The sequence below is a fragment of the Bacillus sp. FSL R12-0074 genome (assembly GCF_038005725.1).
Taxonomy (GTDB): domain Bacteria; phylum Bacillota; class Bacilli; order Bacillales; family Bacillaceae_G; genus Bacillus_A; species Bacillus_A mycoides.
Window position 1 is genome coordinate 3,863,512 of sequence record NZ_JBBOTR010000001.1, and the last position, 20,298, is coordinate 3,883,809.

18 protein-coding genes are annotated in these 20,298 nt (G+C 36.1%); 2 read left to right on the forward strand and 16 right to left on the reverse strand.

Annotation, left to right across the window (positions count from 1 at the left end):
* Positions 1-48: 48 nt before the first annotated feature.
* From divIB to panE, 13 genes are all read right to left on the reverse strand, one after another.
* Positions 49-819 carry a cell division protein DivIB gene (gene divIB / locus NSS97_RS19925; RefSeq protein WP_002014733.1) on the reverse strand — a complete coding sequence of 257 codons (771 nt, stop codon included), beginning with the start codon at positions 817-819 and terminating at the stop codon, positions 49-51.
* Positions 820-917: 98 nt separating this feature from the next.
* The gene (gene murB / locus NSS97_RS19930; protein WP_107886416.1) at positions 918-1,823 is read right to left on the reverse strand and encodes a UDP-N-acetylmuramate dehydrogenase; all 906 of its coding nucleotides are present in this window, start codon (positions 1,821-1,823) and stop codon (positions 918-920) included.
* Between the two features lie 61 nt (positions 1,824-1,884).
* Entirely contained in the window at positions 1,885-2,979 is a 1,095-nt protein-coding gene (gene murG / locus NSS97_RS19935) for an undecaprenyldiphospho-muramoylpentapeptide beta-N-acetylglucosaminyltransferase (RefSeq protein ID WP_107886415.1), read from the reverse strand.
* A gap of 102 nt (positions 2,980-3,081) precedes the next feature.
* Positions 3,082-4,173: a stage V sporulation protein E gene (spoVE, locus tag NSS97_RS19940; protein ID WP_002014736.1), complete on the reverse strand. Its 1,092-nt coding sequence runs from the start codon at positions 4,171-4,173 to the stop codon at positions 3,082-3,084.
* 89 nt (positions 4,174-4,262) lie between these two features.
* Complete coding sequence (murD, locus tag NSS97_RS19945) at positions 4,263-5,615, reverse strand: UDP-N-acetylmuramoyl-L-alanine--D-glutamate ligase (RefSeq protein ID WP_012261608.1); 1,353 nt, start codon at positions 5,613-5,615, stop codon at positions 4,263-4,265.
* Positions 5,616-6,590, reverse strand: coding sequence for a phospho-N-acetylmuramoyl-pentapeptide-transferase (mraY, locus tag NSS97_RS19950; RefSeq protein ID WP_107886414.1), 975 nt, complete (start codon positions 6,588-6,590; stop codon positions 5,616-5,618). It lies immediately after the preceding gene.
* Positions 6,591-6,612: 22 nt separating this feature from the next.
* The gene (gene murE / locus NSS97_RS19955; protein ID WP_002014740.1) at positions 6,613-8,088 is read right to left on the reverse strand and encodes a UDP-N-acetylmuramoyl-L-alanyl-D-glutamate--2,6-diaminopimelate ligase; all 1,476 of its coding nucleotides are present in this window, start codon (positions 8,086-8,088) and stop codon (positions 6,613-6,615) included.
* A gap of 210 nt (positions 8,089-8,298) precedes the next feature.
* Positions 8,299-10,215: a stage V sporulation protein D gene (locus NSS97_RS19960; protein ID WP_002014741.1), complete on the reverse strand. Its 1,917-nt coding sequence runs from the start codon at positions 10,213-10,215 to the stop codon at positions 8,299-8,301.
* An 81-nt stretch (positions 10,216-10,296) separates the two neighbouring features.
* The gene (locus NSS97_RS19965; RefSeq protein WP_107886413.1) at positions 10,297-12,444 is read right to left on the reverse strand and encodes a PASTA domain-containing penicillin-binding protein; all 2,148 of its coding nucleotides are present in this window, start codon (positions 12,442-12,444) and stop codon (positions 10,297-10,299) included.
* 22 nt (positions 12,445-12,466) lie between these two features.
* Positions 12,467-12,829 carry a cell division protein FtsL gene (gene ftsL / locus NSS97_RS19970; RefSeq protein WP_002014745.1) on the reverse strand — a complete coding sequence of 121 codons (363 nt, stop codon included), beginning with the start codon at positions 12,827-12,829 and terminating at the stop codon, positions 12,467-12,469.
* A gap of 15 nt (positions 12,830-12,844) precedes the next feature.
* Positions 12,845-13,777 carry a 16S rRNA (cytosine(1402)-N(4))-methyltransferase RsmH gene (rsmH, locus tag NSS97_RS19975; RefSeq protein ID WP_002014746.1) on the reverse strand — a complete coding sequence of 311 codons (933 nt, stop codon included), beginning with the start codon at positions 13,775-13,777 and terminating at the stop codon, positions 12,845-12,847.
* 366 nt (positions 13,778-14,143) lie between these two features.
* Complete coding sequence (bshC, locus tag NSS97_RS19980; protein WP_341113882.1) at positions 14,144-15,760, reverse strand: bacillithiol biosynthesis cysteine-adding enzyme BshC; 1,617 nt, start codon at positions 15,758-15,760, stop codon at positions 14,144-14,146.
* Between the two features lie 79 nt (positions 15,761-15,839).
* Complete coding sequence (panE, locus tag NSS97_RS19985; protein WP_107886411.1) at positions 15,840-16,727, reverse strand: 2-dehydropantoate 2-reductase; 888 nt, start codon at positions 16,725-16,727, stop codon at positions 15,840-15,842.
* Positions 16,728-17,022: 295 nt separating this feature from the next.
* Here panE and NSS97_RS19990 point away from each other — a divergent pair, with 295 nt between their 5' ends.
* On the forward strand, positions 17,023-17,496 hold the full coding sequence (locus tag NSS97_RS19990) for an N-acetyltransferase (RefSeq protein WP_002014751.1): 474 nt from the start codon (positions 17,023-17,025) through the stop codon (positions 17,494-17,496).
* Between the two features lie 33 nt (positions 17,497-17,529).
* Here NSS97_RS19990 and NSS97_RS19995 read toward each other — a convergent pair whose 3' ends face one another.
* The 3 genes from NSS97_RS19995 to NSS97_RS20005 form a co-directional block, all read right to left on the reverse strand.
* A complete protein-coding gene (locus NSS97_RS19995; RefSeq protein WP_341113886.1) occupies positions 17,530-18,036 on the reverse strand; it encodes an RsfA family transcriptional regulator in 507 nt (168 codons plus the stop codon).
* Between the two features lie 129 nt (positions 18,037-18,165).
* Positions 18,166-18,339 (reverse strand): 50S ribosomal protein L32, encoded by a 174-nt coding sequence (gene rpmF / locus NSS97_RS20000; protein WP_001984764.1) that lies wholly within the window; start codon positions 18,337-18,339, stop codon positions 18,166-18,168.
* A 61-nt stretch (positions 18,340-18,400) separates the two neighbouring features.
* Positions 18,401-18,901 (reverse strand): YceD family protein, encoded by a 501-nt coding sequence (locus NSS97_RS20005; RefSeq protein WP_002014753.1) that lies wholly within the window; start codon positions 18,899-18,901, stop codon positions 18,401-18,403.
* Between the two features lie 153 nt (positions 18,902-19,054).
* Between NSS97_RS20005 and NSS97_RS20010 the strand changes: the two genes are divergently transcribed.
* Positions 19,055-20,296 carry a nucleotidyltransferase gene (locus NSS97_RS20010; protein ID WP_164081469.1) on the forward strand — a complete coding sequence of 414 codons (1,242 nt, stop codon included), beginning with the start codon at positions 19,055-19,057 and terminating at the stop codon, positions 20,294-20,296.
* Positions 20,297-20,298 lie beyond the last annotated feature (2 nt).

The following is a 20,298-nucleotide window of genomic DNA, read 5'->3' on the forward strand; positions in this document are numbered from 1 at the left end:
GAACGTTTGTTTCATTTCATACGTAATAACGCAGTAAAAACTATCATTCTATTCTTTCTTTTCTTCAGCACCTAGTTCCTTCGTATATGCACCCACTTCTAAGTCAATTAAAACCTTCTTACCAGGTTCAATTGTTTTTAAAATAAGTGGATAAGCTTCCATTCGCTTTGCGAAATTTTGAATAGTGGTGCTCACTTCATATCCTTCATTCATATATAAAGTAAGATGATCTTCATTTGCGTTCGTTGGTGTATAACGAATTTCAGAAATAGACCTTAAAATAGTTGGCGTTAATTTTTCTAGTTCTGCAATTAATTCCTTCATTTTTTCCTCTTTAAATGGTTCAAAAATTGGTGCTGCAACTGGAAGCTTTCCGTTCGGAAGTACATCGAGTGTTTTCCCATTTTCTAATAACGGTTGTAATTTCCCATCTTTGTTTATATAGCCAATTGTTAAATATTCTTCGATATGAACATCAATTTTGTTTGGGAAACGTTTTTTTACATTTACCTCTTTAATTTCTTTTCGTTTCGTTAAGTTTTCTTCTGCTTTATGTGCTGTTACTCGGAAATAACTCGTATCATATGTCACACCTGATTCCTTCATAACTTGTTCATCTGTCATATAATGATTTCCAAAGACACTTATCTTTTTTATATTACTAAGCGGAGACCGAAAATAAATTAAAAAGAGTACTAATAAAAATAAAATCGATATGTATAAAATTAACCGATGATTAACAGGTTTCTTATTTTTTTTATTTTGATTCTTTAATTTTGGTACACGATCTTGTAGTTTAATCACTTTACTATTTTTCATGTACGATCCCCCTATGTAACATAAAGAACGGCATGTTCCTCATGCCGTTCTTATCTTCTTATTATAACATAAATGATAATGAGCGGAACGAACAACCGTTATCTTCCAATTATTTCTACTTCTGTATGCATATCAACACCAAATTTATCTTTAATTGTACGCTTTACCAATGCGATTAAGTCTAATACATCTTGCGCTGAGGCCACACCAGTATTAACAATAAAATTCCCATGCATTTCAGAAATTTGAGCTCCACCTATTGTATAACCACGAAGCCCTGATTTTTCTATTAAATCTCCTGCAAAATAGGGGACTGGATTTCGAAATATACTTCCTGCACAAGGGTGATTCCAAGGCTGCGTTTCACGGCGATACTCTTTATTCTTTTGCATGCTTCTTACAATTCCCTCGCGTTCGCCTACCTCCAATTGGAATTCAGCTTCCAAAACAATACCAGGGCGTTTCATTTGCAATACAGATGTGCGATAAGAAAAGCCCATTTCGGTATTCGTCAACCAATTAATTGTTCCATTGTCAAACAAAATACGAGCTTTCGTTAATACACTCGATATGTCGGACTTATGAGCGCCTGCATTCATATACACTGCACCGCCAACACTTCCTGGAATACCACTTGCAAATTCCAGGCCCGCTAATCCCTGTCGACTAAGTAAAGTTGACAATTTAATAAGGGGATATCCAGCACCTACTCTTACTCTATGTTTTTCGACTTCTAAATGGTCTAATCCTTCTCCTAAACGAATAACCACACCTTCTATACCTTGATCAGATACGAGAAGATTTGAACCACGACCAATTGCAGTCCACCCTGTCTTGTACCTCTTTACTAACTCTAGAGTCTTCTCAATACCAGCAACATGCTTTGGTACAATTAAAATATCAGCTGGTCCGCCTATTTTCATAGTCGTGTAACGCGCTAACGGTTCATTAACTAACACGCGACCAACATTTGCTTCTAAAAGCTCTTTTACTAATTGTTCCATAGACAATCTCCCCCATATCAAGTCTCCTTATTACAGTAATATGCAGGGCGTTCACCTAATGTTATTTTTTAATAAGCTTGTTCATTACTTCATATAGCTTATTTGCTGCATCTGGAATACCAAGTTGCTTAGTAGCCAGTTTCATATTTTGTAATGTTTGTGTATCCAATAAAATCTCATCAATGTCACGAATAAGCGTTTCAGATGTTAAATCTTTTTCAAGTAGCATTTTAGCTGCTCCTTTATCAACAACTGATCGTGCATTTTTTTCTTGATGGTTATTTGTTACGTACGGACTTGGAATTAATACACTCGGCTTTCCTAACGCTGTTAATTCTGCAAGCGTTGTAGCCCCTGCCCTTGAAACAACAAGATCTACACCCGTCAGTACCTCTGGCATATTATGAATAAAAGGTTTAATAATAACATTATTCGGATTCCCTTTTTGTTTCACGGCTTCCATAACTTTATCATAATGTACTTCGCCTGTTACATATAATACTTCGTAACTTTTATTCCCAAATTGTTCAATCGCTTCTACAAAAGCATCGTTAATCGGTCTAGCCCCGCGGCTCCCACCAAAAATAAGCACGGATTTTTTAGAAAGGGATAGTCCTACCGAACGTTTTCCTTTCATTCCATTTTGGTCCATTACTTCTGATGCACGTGGATTACCTGTCATAACCACTTTTGACTGTGGAAAATATTCTGCAGCTGCTTCAAAACAAACTGCAACTTTATCGACATAACGACTTAAAAATTTATTCGTTACACCAGGTACACTATTTTGTTCATGGACAATAGTCGGAATACCTAATTTAGCCGCAGCATATACAACTGGCCCACATACGTATCCACCCGTACCAATCACAATATCAGGGTTAAAACGACGAATATATCGTTTACTATCTTGAACACCTTTTAGGAAACGCATCACTGTTTTTACATTATCAAGAGATATTTTTCGTTTAAATCCACTTATAACAATAGATTGGAACGGAATACCCGCTTTCGGTACGATGGTACTCTCTAATCCATTCTCTGTACCAATGTATAAAAATCTTGCTTCCGGATTTAGTTTTTTTATTTCTCTAATTAAAGCAAGAGCTGGATAAATATGTCCTCCAGTACCCCCACCACTTACTAATACTCGCACTACTGATTCCTCCACTTCCCTGTTCTTATTCAATCGTATTTATTTCTATATACATATTGTATTTTCACACACACACGAAAAACCCTGTCTTTTAAACAGGGTTTAATAGCGAGAATGGCGACTTATATTCAATAATACACCTACTGCCATTAACATTAAGGTCAAACTTGATCCACCATAACTTAAAAATGGCAAAGTAATACCGGTAACAGGCATCAGTCCTGTTACAACACCAACATTAATCATTACTTGAATCGCAATCATCGCCACAATACCTACTGCTAAAAACGTACCATATAAATCTGGCGCTCCTAATGCTATACGAATCCCACGCCATAATAATAGACTAAATAATAATAACACAAATGAACCACCAATAAAACCTAATTCCTCGGATAAGATTGCAAATATAAAGTCTGTTTGTGGTTCAGGTAAATAAAGAAATTTTTGTCTACTTTGTCCAAGTCCAAGCCCAAATAAACCACCAGGTCCAATTGCGAGTAACGATTGGATAATTTGAAATCCACTTCCGAGCGGATCCGACCACGGATCTAAATATGATGTGATGCGTTTCATTCGATATGGCGCTGATGCAATTAACCCTACAAATCCCGCTGCACCAAGCAAACCAAACATTGCAAAGTGAAAGACCCTTGCTCCCGAAATAAATATCATAATAATACATGTCCCAATCATTACCGTTCCCGTACCAAGATCTGGCTGTAACATAATTATCCCAAAAGCAAGAAATACAAAACTAAGAGCCGGTAGTAAACCTCGTTTAAAAGATGTAATTAATTTTTGTCGTTCCGCTAAAAATTTTGCTAAGAAAATAATCATCGCGAATTTCATAAACTCTGACGGTTGGATAGAAAATGCCCCGATTCCAATCCAACTTCGCGCCCCTCCACGAACGAGACCTACTCCAGGAATAAGAACGAGAATAAGAAGAACGAAACAAACTAGTAAAATTACTTTTGAATACGTACGCCATACCCAATAATCAATTTTCATCAGAAAAAACATAGCTACTACCCCAAGACTTGCAAATAACAATTGTCTTTTTGCAAAAAAGAATGAATCCCCCATTTTATAAGAGGCCCAAACCGCACTCGCACTATAAACCATAATCATTCCGATTGTTAACAACGCAAGTGTAACGATGATGAGAATAAAATCAGGCGTTTTCTTCATTACCCATGAACACCACCTCTTTGGGCAGAACCTTTGCCCTATGTAACAAAACATCAGTAGGTGTTAGCCTACTGATGTTTTGATTTACTTTATATAAGTTTATGCACAGCTTGTATAAAAATGTCTCCTCTTTCTTCAAATGTTTTAAATTGATCCCAGCTTGCACATGCTGGTGAAAGAAGAATTACATCACCATCGGTAGAATGAGCATAAGCTTTCACTACTGCATCATCTAAAGTATCGACACTTTCAATTACATCTAATCCTGCTTTTTCTGCCGCTCTTACTAATTTTGGTGCAGTTTGTCCAAATGTCACAATCGCTTTGACATGTTTAAAATATGGAATTAAATCATCAAATTCATTACCACGATCAAGTCCACCAGCCAATAATACAATCGGTTGTGTAAATGCAGATAATGCTTTTTCTGTCGCTAGCATATTCGTCGCTTTTGAATCGTTATAAAATTTACGATTATTAATCGTTGTTACATATTCTAAGCGATGTTTTACACCTGTAAAACTTTTTAACACAGCAGTAATTGCTTCATTAGAAACACCTAGTAATTTAGCAATACTCATTGCTGCTAAAATATTTTCTAAATTGTGCTTACCAGGTAAAACAATATCACTTACTTTAACTACTTTTTCGCCTTTAAAATAAAGAGCGTTATCTTTTATATACGCACCATCTTCAATTTCTTTCGTCGTCGAAAATAATACTTTCTGTCCTTTACTATATGCCGATAACGCCATGACATCTGCATCATCTGCGTTAATTATACTATAATCTGTTTCAGTTTGGTTTTTGAAAATATTCGCTTTCGCCAAACCATACTCTTTCTTCGTCCCGTGATAATCTAAATGCGCTTCAAATAAATTTAAAAAGGCTGCAATTTTTGGTTGGAACGATTCCACTCCCATCAATTGAAACGATGAAAGTTCCGTAACGACAACTTCATTTTCCTTCGCCAATTGTGCAACTTCACAAGCTACAGTACCTATATTCCCCGCAATAACTGGGTGCTTTTGTCCTTCTTTTAACATTTCAAACGTTAACATTGTCGTTGTTGTTTTACCGTTAGATCCCGTAATCCCAACAAACGGTGCTGCTGAAATGGAATATGCTAATTCAACCTCAGTTACAATTGGAATTTGTTTTTCTTTCGCCGCCACTAAGAGTGGATTAGAATATGGAATTCCTGGATTTTTTACGACAAGTGAAATGTTTCTCTCCAGCAATTCTAATGGATGCCCACCACACACAACATCCATTCCTTCCGCTTGTAACTCAGCTGCAAGCACATTACCCGCTAATGGTTTCCCATCATTTACAATGACGTTTGCCCCTAATTTTTTTAATAAAGTAGCTGCTGCATAACCACTTTTAGCAATACCTAATACAAGAACATTTTTATTTTGATATTCAGTTACAGTTTTCAATTACATCCACACCCCGATATAAATTCCTAGCACAGCTAATAAAAATCCTACAGACCAAAACGTTACAACAACGCGCCACTCTGACCAACCACATAATTCATAATGATGATGTAATGGACTCATTTTAAAGACACGCTTTCCTGTTGTTTTGAACGAAATAACTTGGATAATAACAGATAACGTTTCCGCTACGAATACACCGCCAATAATAACGAGTAACAATTCTTGTTTTAACAAAATCGCTACAGCTGCGATAGCACCACCTAAAGCTAGAGAACCAGTATCCCCCATAAATACTTTCGCTGGATTCGCATTGAATACTAAAAAGCCAAGTACAGCTCCTACGACTGCCATACAGAAAATCGCTACCCCAAATTGTTCTTGAGCTACAGCAATAATACTAAATGCTCCGAATGAAATAGCAGCTGTTCCTGATAATAAACCATCTAAACCATCTGTTAAATTAACCGCATTTGATCCACCAATAAGCATAAATAATACGAGAACAAAATACGCCCAGCCTAATTCAAATTTAACATCAGTTCCTGGAATCATGATATACGTGTGAAATGCTTGCCCTTTTCCAATTAAAAAGAACGCAATAGCAATTACAAGCTGACCAATCAATTTTTGTTTTGATGTTAAACCAAGATTTCTTTTCTTTACTACTTTTATGTAGTCATCTAAAAATCCGATTAATCCGTACCCAAATGTAACTAATAATAACAATGATACTTCTGCACCTAAATTGTTAAATTTAATCGCCATAATAAGCGTAGTCACCATCATAGATACATATATGACAATACCACCCATCGTTGGTGTCCCTGATTTCTTTTGGTGTGACTTCGGTCCTTCGTCACGAATACTCTGTCCGAACTTTAACTTTCTTAAAAATGGAATAAATAATGGCGAAAGGGCAACAGAAATTAAGAATGCTACCCCAGCCGTTACTAATAAACCTTGTTCAAGCACATGTAGTCCTCCTCTCATGCTGTTACACTTCGTTGTTTAAACGCTCCGTGATTGCTTCTTTAGCAACTTCACGATCGTCAAAATGATGAACTTCTTTACCAATAATTTGATACGTTTCATGCCCTTTACCAGCAATAATAATAATATCTTCTGCTTTTACTTTCGAGATAGCGGAACGTATCGCTTCTTTTCGATCGACAATTACTTCATAATTATTCCCATTTACATCATTTACCATATCATCTAAAATAGCCTTCGGATCTTCACTTCTTGGATTATCTGATGTATAAATTGCGTGAGTTGCATATTCGGTTGCGACACTTGCCATTATTGGTCTTTTCGTTCTATCTCTATCACCACCGCAACCAACGATACAATATACATCGCCTTTTGCAAACTGTTTTGCTGTTTTTAGTACGTTCTCTAAGCTATCAGGTGTATGCGCATAGTCAACAATAACTGTGTAATTTTGTCCACCATCAACAACTTCAAAACGTCCAGGAACGCCAGCAAGCTCTTTAATTACATCAATAATTGTTTGTAAGCTCACTCCTGAAACAAGACCTGCTGCTGTAGCAGCTAACACGTTGTATACATTAAACTTACCAATTAATTTCATCGTAACATTTACAGTTTCGTACGGTGTTACAAGTGTAAATGTTGTACCGCCACTCGTCATTACGATATCTCGTGCCATAATGTCGCTTGCAACATCTATACCGTATGTTACAACAGTAGCTGCTGTACTTCTCATATACTCTTCTGCTACTGGATCATCACTGTTTAATATAGCGTATTTTTCACGATTATGATGATAACTATTGCCAAGCTGTGCGAAAAGCAACCCTTTCGCATGTTTATATTCTTCCATCGTTTTATGATAGTCTAAATGATCTTGTGTTAAATTCGTAAATACTGCAACATCATAATCGCACCCGTGTACACGGCCAAGATCTAAAGCATGAGACGAAACTTCCATTACTGTGCTATCCACACCTTGTTCAACCATTTTTGAAAATGTCTGTTGAAGTGTTAGTGCATCTGGTGTTGTATTTTTCACCTCAAATGTTTCATCACCGATTTTCATATTAATCGTTCCAATTAGCCCTGTTTTATGACCATGTGCGCGCATAATTTCATCCATAATATGCGATGTTGTTGTCTTTCCATTTGTACCTGTAATACCGATTAAATGTAACTTGTGTGTTGGTTGGCCATAAAAATAATCAGCTAAAACCGCTAGCGAACGAAAAGTATTTTTCACAAGTACAACTGGAACGTCAACATCAATTGGTCTTTCCGCAACAATAGCAGCCGCTCCTTGTGCGGCTGCTTGCTTAGCAAAGTCATGGCTATCAACCGTATATCCTTTCATACATATAAATAAGCTTCCCTCTTTCACTTTGCGTGAATCCGCTTCAATAGATGTTATTTCTGGATTTTCTGTTGGAACAACTGGAAAATCATGCAAACATGATACAAGTGTATGCAACTTCATTTCACTAAACCCTCTCTACATTGTTTATTTATCTCTTATTTTAGCAAGTAACACGTTACCTCCTAGTTATATAAAAATAGGAGGTAAGTGCTACTATAGTCTAATCAATAGATTTATTTATTAATGAGACACTTATCGTCTCAAATAAAGCAATTTTTCTATAAAGAACTCACTTCCACCAATTGTACCATAAAACACAATCAGTTACCTTTAATTCCCGAAGTAAATTCTAACTTTTGAACCCTCTTTTACTTTAGCTCCTGCTTCTGGTGATTGTTTAATTACTTTCCCACCATCACCACTTATATCAAGCTTCAAGTCTACAAGTTGCGTTTGTAAATCTTTCTTTTTCATACCAATTAAATTCGGAACTTCCACAGTTGGTGTATCGCCCCATTTATATTCTTTCTCAACTTGCTCTTTTCTCGGTTCCACTCCCATTACAGGAAGTGCGTCACGAAGAATATTCCCAACAATAGGTGCTGCTACAACTCCACCAAATTGAGTGACTCCTTTTGGATTATCCACTGCTACATAAACAACAATTTGCGGATCGTCAGCTGGAGCAAAACCGATAAATGATACAATATAGTTATTATCTAAATATTTTCCATCTTTCACCTTTTGAGCAGTTCCAGTTTTTCCACCTACACGATATCCATCAATATAAGCCCCTTTACCCGAACCTTTCGCTACAACATTCTCTAATGCGTAACGAACTTTCTCTGAAGTTTCCTTGGAAATAACTTCCCTTTTCGCAACAGGTGTCTTTTTGCTGACAACTTGATTATTCTTCGGATCAATAAATTCCTTCGCTATATATGGCTGATACAAAGTTCCACCATTTACAGCGGCTGCTACAGCTGCTACTTGTTGAATCGGTGTAACAGAAACACCTTGCCCAAATGAAGTCGTCGCTTGCTCGACTGGACCAACTTTATCTAAATTAAATAAAATCCCGCTACCTTCACCTTGTAAATCAATTCCGGTCTTCTGTCCAAACCCGAAATTGCGAATGTATTTAAACAATCGATCTTTACCAAGACGATCACCGAGTTCAATAAATCCTGGGTTACAAGAGTTTTGAACTACCTCTAAAAACGTTTGGCTACCATGGCCGCCAGCTTTCCAACACCGCAATCTAGCTCCACCAACTTCAGCTGCCCCATCATCATAAAATGTATCTTTCTCTAAGTCTACTAAATTTTCATTCAAGGCTGCAGCTAATGTAATAATCTTAAATGTTGACCCCGGCTCATACGTACTCCATACAGGTAAGTTTCTGTTATATACTTCCGGAGAAACACTTTGGAAATCTGCTGGATCAAAACTCGGTCGACTTGACATACCTAAAATTTCACCATTTTTCGGATTCATTGCAATTGCTATCATACCGTCAGGATTATACGTTGATTCCGCAATATTCATTTCTCTTTCCATAATCCTCGTAATGCGTGAATCAATTGTTAATCCTAAATTCAAGCCGGCTTCTGGTTTTTTGAAATCATCTCCAACGTTAGGCATTCTCTGTCCTTTCGCGTCTGCAAAAAATCGCACATGACCTTTATCACCATTTAGCTCTTTATCATAATATTTCTCTAGTCCCATAAGCCCTTGATTATCACTGCCCGCAAATCCTAATACGTGTGATAAAAAATTACCGAATGGATAGTACCGGATAGAATCCTCTGCGATGTACACACCCTTTAAACTTAATCCGCGTACTTCTTTCGCTTTGTCATGCGATATTTTCCTTCCGCCTTTATCAAGCCTTACAATCGATTCTTTTTTTGTAATCCGCTTATAAACATCATCTTTTTCCACACCTAATACTGCAGCTAACTTCTCTGCAGTCTCTGCTGGTTTTTCAATTTGCCTCGGCACAACAAAGACGGTCGGTGCACTTTTATTCGTAGCAAGCTCCACACCATTTCGATCTAAAATTTTCCCTCGCTCTGGTTCAAAAGTAATATTACGACTCCATGAATCCTTCGCACGATCCGTTAACATATTTCCAAGAAAAAATTGCACATATCCAAGACGAATATCGATAATGGTGAAAATGAGTATACCCGATATAAGTATAAAAATAAGTCGTTTTCTAACTGTTACATTTGATACACGCATATTGGAACAAGCCTCCCTTACGCCTAGCTTGTTCCAATATATGCTTGTACTTATTTAATTAGAACTTCTTCCCTATTACCATTATGGCTTTTCTGCTTCTTGCTGCGGTTCAAGTGGTGGTACGAGTGTTACACCTAATTCTGTACCAGGTTGCAACAATGTCCCTTCCGCTACACTTTGCTCAGTTACATATCCTGTACCAGAAGGTTTTAAGTTAAGCTTTAATGTTTTTGCTAAATTCATAACATCACGCAGTGCCCATCCCTGTATATTTGGCATTGTAGGTTTATCTCCTACTAAGAAGACTCGATCACCCTTTAATGTTTGTTCAGTTGCTTTTGGCACTTGTTGCTGCACTTTACCTTCACCTAATACGATTGGACGAAGTTTTGCTTTATCAATTGTTTTTTTCGCTTCTTCCATCGTTTTTCCGGTTACATCTGGAACGACAGTTTGTTGTTCTTTCACATATTTTTTCGGGTCTTTTACTTCATTCGGCTTAATCTTTAAGTACTCTAAGCTATTTTTCGTTACATATTTAAAGATATCCGCTAAAGGTTTAGCCCCGTTTTCATCATCTTTTAATTTTGGTTGTTTAACGGCCACATACACAACAAGTTGCGGATCGTCCATCGGTGCCATACCTAAGAATGAGAATATATAATTCTCTCTTCCTGTCATATAGCCACCTTTCCCGTCAGGAATTTGTGCTGTACCTGTTTTCCCCCCGACTGAGTACCCATCAACTTTATATGCAGTTCCTGTTCCTTTCGGTGATGTAACAACACGTTCTAGTAATTGCCTTACTTGCGCTGCTGTATCTTTGGAAACAGGTTTCCCTACTTCTTTTGGTTTATGCTCTAGCTGTACTTTACCTGTTATTGGATCCACAATTTTATCAATTGTATAAGGTTTCATCATTTTCCCATCATTTGCAATCGCTGTTGCAGCTTGTACAAGTTGAATTGGTGTAACTGTAGAACCTTGTCCAAACGCTGTTGTTACTTGTTGTATTTGTTGATCAAATAAAATTGTATTTGACCCTTCACTAGGTAAATCAATGTTTGTTTTTTCATCTAATCCAAAATTATGAATATATTTTCGGAAACTATCTGGACCAAGTTTTTGATCACCTAAAATTGCAAATGCTACGTTTGAAGAGCGCTCTACCCCTTCATCGAAAGTAATAGAACCCCATCCAGCACCGCCGTTATGATCTTTTATTTTGCGATTACCAACTTGATATGTACCAGACTGATAAAAGTCTTGCCCATTGTATACACCTTCATTAATGGCCGCCGCTAACGTGAAAATCTTCATTGTTGATCCCGGTTCAAATGCATTTGCAATTGCGTCGTTATAATAATAATTCATCTTTCCCTGGTTCGGATCATAACCAGGTTTACTAGACATCGCTAATATTTTCCCCGTCTTTGGATCCGCAACAATTCCAATTAAATTTTCTGGTTCATAATGTTTACTCGCTTCTTTCATTGCGTCTTCTAAATAACTTTGAATACGTTGGTCAAGCGTTAAATACACATTATCTCCATTTTTAGGTGCCTTTACATTCACTTTTCCACCGTCAAGAGATACTCCTTTACGGTCACCTGTATAAGCTACCTCACCATTAGAAGCCCCTAAATACTTATCCAAACTCTTTTCTAAGCCAAATTGACCTACTGCGATTCCATTCTCATCAGGGCTGGCATGACCTATGACGTAAGATGCGAAATCACCGTTTGGATACACTCTCGCATTTTCGGTGATAAAAGAGATTCCTGGCAATTTCAATGCTTCTATTTGTTCTTTCTTTTCTTTCGTCAAGCCCTTACCCAATGTTCCAAATTCCACTTGACTTCTATCTTTATTTAAAGCGGCTAAGATCGCATCTTCGCCCGTTCCGAGTACTCCAGCGATTTTCTTTGCAGTATCCTCTTTATCCTCAACAGGCTTAGCACCTTTTAATTCCGCTACCATTCTATAGGAATTTGCGTCTTGTGCTAGCACATGACCATTTTGGTCATAAATTGTTCCTCGATTCGCTTCGAGAACACCTTTTTTACTATGTTTCTGTTCAGCAAGTTTTTTCAAATCATGATTGTCCACTGTTCCTGTTACTTGTATGTAAAAAAATCGGGCTAATAACAGCAAAAAGAGCAGGAGGAAAAATATCATAAAATAACCTGCTCCCTTATTGGTATGAAATTTGGTCATATTTCTCTTCATCTTTTCTTCACACCTATTTGCCTTACTTTAGGCCTTTCACATTATTCGCATTAATTTCTAGCCCGTGTTTTTTTGCAACTTCAGCGATACGTTCATAACGACTTAACTTCTCTACTTCAGCCTGCAATTCTTGATTTTCCTTTTGTTTTTTCACAATTTGTTCTTCTATCGTCGCTGCTTCTACATTAACTTGATATAGACCCGCTTTATTCCCAATAAAAGCTACACAAGCATATAATAAAAATCCAATAAACGTTACGTACAATAGCTTTTCAATTCTTGTAATTTTCGTTTTAACTTTTGGCTTAACCATCTGCTGTGGCGGCGCTTGAATTTGTACCTCTTCTTGCGCCTGTTGTTTATACTTTACAGCTAAATTAGTCATACCTCTCTCTCCTTTTTATCGTTTTTCAGCGATTCTCAACTTCGCAGAACGCGCTCGATTATTTTCTTCTAATTCAATGTCAGAAGGTAAAATCGGTTTCCTTGTAATAAGCTTTAATTTCGGCTTAAATTCATCCGGAATAATCGGTAGTCCCTGTGGTAATTGCGGCGTTGTGCTATTTCGCTTAAACGTCGTTTTACAAATACGATCTTCTAAAGAATGGAATGTTATAACACTAACTCTTCCACCAGGCTTGACCATATCAATTGCAGATTCCAACGCTTCTTCAAATACTTTTAATTCATCATTTACAGCAATACGAATCGCTTGAAATACTCGCTTCGCAGGATGTCCACCTGTTCTACGTGCCGGAGCTGGAATACCTTCTTTAATTAATTCCACTAATTCTCCTGTCGTTTCAATAGCCTTATTCTCGCGATAAGCTTCAATTTTCCTTGTTATTTGCTTTGAAAATTTTTCTTCTCCGTATTGGAAGAAAATTCTTACGAGTTGTTCATATGACCAGCTGTTTACAACATCATATGCTGTTAATGGGGCATCTTGATCCATCCGCATATCTAACGGTGCATCATGATGATAACTAAAGCCACGCTCTGGTGTATCTAATTGTGGGGATGAAACACCTAAATCGAATAAAATCCCGTCTACTTCTGTGATACCTAATTCATGTAGTTTTTCAGATAAATAACGGAAGTTGCTCTTCACTGTTACAAATTGTTCACCATAAGAAGAAAATTTTTCCTTCGCATTTTGAATCGCTATTTCATCTTGATCAAATGCTATTAACTTTCCACCATCTGTTAGCTGAGATAATAAATAAGAACTATGTCCTCCTCCACCCAGTGTACAATCTACATATGTACCACTCGGTTTTATATCTAAGCCATCTACTGTTTCTTTCAAAAGTACTGTTACGTGTTTGAACATTGCTGCACCTACTCTTTTTCCAATTAATTATGTTAAATACATTTCTCACTCTACAAACACAATTTACTACTAGAGGATGAAATGCTACTAAAGAACGACTCATTTAACTTCCAACAAGGTAGTACGCTATACAAATCGCTATTTTATTTTATTATATACTAAATTTTATCATTTTTTGCGGGAATTTAAACAAAAACCTGTCGAAAAAGATATTAATCCGTTTACATTTTGTGCTATTTTGTCATATATATATACCTGATACATAGCGATTCATTACATTAACATAAGATTGATAATTCAGAAATATTTCACTTCACAGTTAATTCAACAGAATAAAAATAAAATCCTGCTCAAAAGAGCAAGATTCTATAGTTTTATTACATGATGTTTTCCATCCCACGAAAAAGATTGTTCCATTACCCGGTCAACAAAATCAAGGCCGAACTGATTTAAATAATAACACACATTCCACACACGTTCTTGCGGTGCTCCTAATGGACGAAGCGCGAATTGTAAACGGCGGAATTTATTCAGTTGAACCTCATGTTTCTTCTCAACATTTCTTTTCAACATTTTTTCTAACAGTTCAATTTGCTCATTAATTTTCAGTTCATTTTTCCCCGCAAACTCATTTAACCCTGGATCTATTTTTTTCACGAATTGTTGTAATGATGTATGAATATCCATTATTTCTTTTTTCGCTTCTATAAATCGCTCGTCTATCGGTTCCTCCATTTGATTAGAAAGCCAATTGTCACGCAGATTATCTATATTATTTAGAAATGGATCAATTTCTTGCAAATCTAAATCATATAAATCTGTCGCTATATCTCGCTCCATATAAGTAATTGTAAGCCGTGGAACAACAGGTGGCATTTGGAAACCTGCCGTATGAAACACTTGTTGCAATTCACTCCAATAAGCTAACTCCCCTGGACCGCCAATAAACGCTAACGTAGGAAACACATATTCTTGCATAAGAGGGCGCGTTACAACATTATTACTAAAACGTTCTGGACTTCTTTCCATCTCTTCCATCAATTCTTCATACGAAAATGAATGCACTCCATCTTTTCCAATAAACTTCCCTTGATTCTCTTCAAGCAATACTCGCTCATTATCAATTTCCATAAATATATGCACTGCATTTGTCTTCGTTTCAATAATCGGTTTAAATCCTAATTCCTTAAGTACTTCCTGTTGATTACGAAGCCCTACTTGAATTTCTTTATATTTACTTATAATTTGTTGTAAAAACGGCACTTCTAATTTTCTTAATGCAGGATGATGTGAATCTACAAGAATTAAACCAGAATTTGCGAACATTTTCGTAATAAGGTGCGCAAAGAAATCTACATATGTATGCGATTTACCTAAAGCATCATCAACAAATTGTAATACATCCTTTGTAAAATTCGTTTCCGGATATGTTTTAAAAATCTCTTCGACCCATTTTCTACAGTCTTCAATAGAAAACTCAGACTCAGAAGCACTCGCCTTTTTCGGATAACGATCATGAAAAATGGTCTTTTTTATTTTTTTATTTTTCGTTACAAATGTATGATTAATTTCATCCATATCATGGTCTTCACCAGCAATCCAAAAGACAGGAACAACCCGAACCCCTAAGCTCTCTTCTTTTTCTTTTGCAAGCTGTAAAATTGAAATGATCTTATGAACTGTATAAAGCGGACCAGTTAATAACCCAGCTTGTTGTCCAGCTATAACTACATATGTATTTTCATCTTCAAGCGCTTTTATATTTTGAATTGTAAATTCTCCCGCTTGCAATTGTGTATTATATTCTAATAAATGCGTTACTAAATCTTGACGGAAAAACTCTCTCTCACGTAAATCATGTAAACGCTGTTTAAAAGCATCCTCTGTTAACAGATAATCAAAACATGACTGTATCTCTTTTTTACCGTTCATATAGTCCGCTACAACACCTTGTAGTGGAACAGAGATTTCTTTTATCTCCATATAATTCTTCCTTTCGTATCCTGTTCTCTCACCAACCCACATTGTATTCAATGTTTCACGTAAAAGCAAAGAAAAACACTTATAATTCCATTCCTTTTATTGCATTGAACAAAAATCGAAGTGTCGGAACAGATTGTTGTTGTTCCTTAGCTTCTTCTAATACATATCCAACAATCGCATTAACTTCCGTTTGTCTATTCGCTCTTACGTCCGCTAACATAGATGAAGTATTACGGGATGTTTTTTCACATACTTGGCATACCATTTTCCATAGCATTTCCTTATCTTCTTCTTTAACAAGAAATGCAACTTCCTGAAATACTTGCTCCATCATTTGATAAAAAAGCGGGTTTGAAATTAACTCCCCGTTCTCAACCCGCAATAATGCCGTCAACGGATTAATACATACATTGACTACTAATTTATTACGCATAATCCCCTTCCAATCATCTTCTATCTGAATCGGAAAATAATCAAAAGGAAAACAATTAAATACCTTTTTAAAACAACTAGATTGACCACGCACTACACCAAACTTTGTAACACCTATTCCAGTATGACGAACTGTATGTCCATCCTCTTTTTTTGCACCATGCTCCACAATCCCGACTGCTATACGTTCATTTCCTATTTTTTGCATAACGTGAAGATGTGACATTCCATTTTGCAAAAAGATTAATGACGATTCTCCCTGCACAAAAGGTAATATATCAGTTACATGATATTGTTTTACAGCAATAAATGTATAATCTAACTGTTTATCCAGCATACTTTCTATCGGTAAAATAGATGGAAATACCGTTTCACGTTCTCCATTCCTAATACAAGTTACACCCGTTAAGTTTAATTCTTCTGCTTGCTTATCGTTTCTTGTAAACAACGTAACATCTTGATTACTTTTTTGTAAATAAAATGTATATAGGAGACCAATAGCTCCCGGTCCAACAATTCCAATTTTCATCTTCACACAAAGAACTCATATTAACAAGTGATATAAGTTCCCTTGCCTTTCCCCCTTTATATCTTATTAAATTACAATTACATAGTTGAGGATTCAATTATCTTTTAACAAATGCAACCTCTTCTTTCACTACGTATATACTACCTAAATACATAGTTCTATTCTTAGTTTAGCAAATCCTCAAAAAAATAATGAAAGAAATACTCTATCTTCTTCATAAAAATTTAAAAATGAGTTATAATATTATTATAAATATTTTAACTTTTCTGCATTCAACAAGATAAGAAAAGGACGTGATGTAATGGGATTCCCAAAAGTTGAACGCTTGCTCATCAATTATAAAACATTAGATGAATTTAAAAAGTTTAAAGGGTGCGGAGCTCAAGAACTATCCATGTTGGAAGAATTACAAGCAAACATTATTGAAAATGATAGTGAGTCTCCATTTTACGGTATTTATTATGGTGGATCGCTAATCGCACGTATGAGTCTATATATGAAAAGGAACGGTGGAGAACCATTTGAAATTACAGGTACTTACCTAGAACTTTATAAACTTGAAGTATTGCCGACTTTTCAAAAACAAGGATTCGGACAAATGCTTGTTAATTATGCGAAACAACTACAATTCCCAATTAAAACGATAGCACGTATCCAGTCATCTGGTTTTTGGGATAAATTAAGTTTCCAGCCAGTATCAGTAACTGATGGTGATTTTTATATTTGGCATCCAGAAACAAATTCGAATGCGATTACAAACGAAGAATCTGCATAAGAAACAAAAAAAACAGCTGTTACGCAGCTGTTTTTATTTCTTTAATTTTTCTAATTCTCCATTCGAGCGAGCGCCATTTCTTTCCGCTACCATTACACTTCTTTTTTGATCGATATAATCAAGTAATGTTCTATATTCTTCCTCATATACTGATAATCGCTCCAGAAGACGTTCTTTCTCTGTTTGTAACGATTCAATTCGTTGTTGCAACACCATTAAAGAGCTTTCATCTTTATAATTTCGCAAGAATTCAATAACATCATTCAATGTAATTGATGTAGGCTCTAATACCTTTGTCTCTTTCACTTCATAATTTTCTACTTTACGAAGTTGCTTTGCTTCTTCAATACGTTCTTTGTATTGCTTTCTAACATAAGAATTCCATCTAAATCCACATGCTGCTGGTGTGCGAGACAAATGTCTCCCCACTTCTTTAAAGGCAGAAAGTTGCGTTCCACCTTCTTGAATATGCCGGAGTACTACTTCTGCCAGAAGCAAATCTTCATCATCAGTCCAAGCATCTTGTCTTGTTGTCGCCATCTCTCTAGTCCTCCCTATGCATTTTTTATTAAGCATATGCAGTTACTAGAAAAGATAGAATACAACAAATAAAGAATAAGACAAAAAAAATAAACGTAGAAGATATCTTCTACGTTTATTTTCCCGCAATTACTTGCTGATTACTTCTTTACCTTTGTAAGTACCGCATGCTTTACATACACGGTGAGCTAATTTCGCTTCACCACAGCTTGGGCACTCTACCATACCAGGTACTGATAATTTGAAATGCGTACGACGCTTTCTTTTTACTGTTTTAGAAGTTCTTCTAAAAGGTACAGCCATTCTTCCCACCTCCTTAAAAGAAATAGTTATTTTCATATGAAGGCCTAAACCAGTCTTCCGATTATTTGTCAAAAAACTTTGCAAGTCCTGCTAATCGTGGATCAACAGTCTTTTCTTTGTTTTCTTCCGAAATCACTTGCCAGTCTTGACCTTGCATCGGTGCTCCACCAGAAACATCATCACTGAAAATTTGCATTGGAATCTCCAAAAGTATATTTTCCTTGATTACGGGCAGTAAGTCAAGTACTTCTCCTTCTAAACAATGAATTTCAGCTTCTGTTTCAAATTCTTCTTCCGAAGTTTGGAACACCTCAGTTGTTTTAATGTCAAATGGTAATGTCACATCTACTAAAGAGCGAGAACATGGTAAAACCATGCTTCCAGTTATATGTAGATGAAACGTAAACTTACCGGAGCCAAAATCAACTCTTCCTGTTACATGAGCAGGATTAATTTCACGAATATCTTTCTCGACCTCTTTTAGCTCACTTACATCTACCATTTCATTTAATGTCAATCCTTTATTTCTCAATTTATTCAATTGATGGATGGACCATTTCATATCATATCACCTCAAGGCAACAAACAAAATTATAGCTAGCCATTTTATATTTGTCAATGTTTTTTCTTTACACTATAATGAAGTCATCATAGGAAATAATATATAGACTATCACGTTTTCCAAAAAGATGCTACATCGAAAGGAGAGATTACCATAAAATCCAGTGGTATTGTTGTTGAATATAACCCTTTTCATAACGGTCATGCTTATCATGTGCAACAAACAAAAAAGTTAACACAGTCTGATATTATTATCGCCGTTATGAGTGGTCCTTTTTTGCAGCGTGGTGAGCCCGCACTCATCTCCAAATGGTATCGTACCAAAATGGCCTTAACAAACGGCGTAGACCTCGTTGTAGAGCTTCCATATGCATTCGCAACACAAAAGGCCGAAACTTTCGCAAATGGCGCAATTTCGATTTTAAACGCCCTTGGTGTTTCTGAAATTTGTTTCGGTAGTGAAGATGGACAAGCTGAAAATTTCTACAATACCATCGCTATACAAAAAAATGAAGAAGAGACTTTTAATCGTCTTGTGAAGCAATTTATGAATGCAGGTAATAGTTATGCAAAAGCTACATCTGAAGCCTTTCTACATATCTTACCACCCGAAAAAAACGTAGATATGTCACAACCAAATAACATTTTAGGCTTACAGTACATTAAAGCAATTCTCTTACAAAACAGTTCGATGCAAGCACAAACTATAAAAAGATTCGCCTCTCATTATCATGATGAAACATTTCACGATCAACATATTGCAAGTGCAACAAGTATTCGCAAACAGCTATTTAATGAAAACAGTTCCTCCACAACTATTGAGCCTTTTATCCCGAAAATGACTGCTTCTCTTTTAGAAAACTACAAGCAAAACTACGGGACGTTACATAACTGGGAAAAATACTTTTCATTTTTTAAATACAAACTTATGACGATGTCTTCAGAGGACTTACAACATATATATGAAATGGAAGAAGGTTTAGAGCATCGTATTTTATCAAAAATACAAAACAGTTCATCTTTCTATTCATTCATGGAAGCATTAAAAACAAAACGTTATACATGGACTAGATTGCAAAGAGCTTGTACACATATTTTAACAAATACAACGAAGGAAGAAATACACAAAGCAAATATAGAGCAACATGCGCCGTATATCCGTCTTCTCGGAATGTCACAAAAAGGACAAACTTATCTTTCTAGAAATAAGAAAAAAATAGAACTCCCAATCCTTACTCATACAAAAACATTCGAACATCCAACTTTAGACATAGAACGAAAATCAAATGCTGTATATTTCTCCATAATGCAAGAACCTTTGCGGACACAACTGCTAAAACAAGACGCAACGCATCATCCAATTCGTTATGATGAAATAACGAAAAAATTCCTATAAGA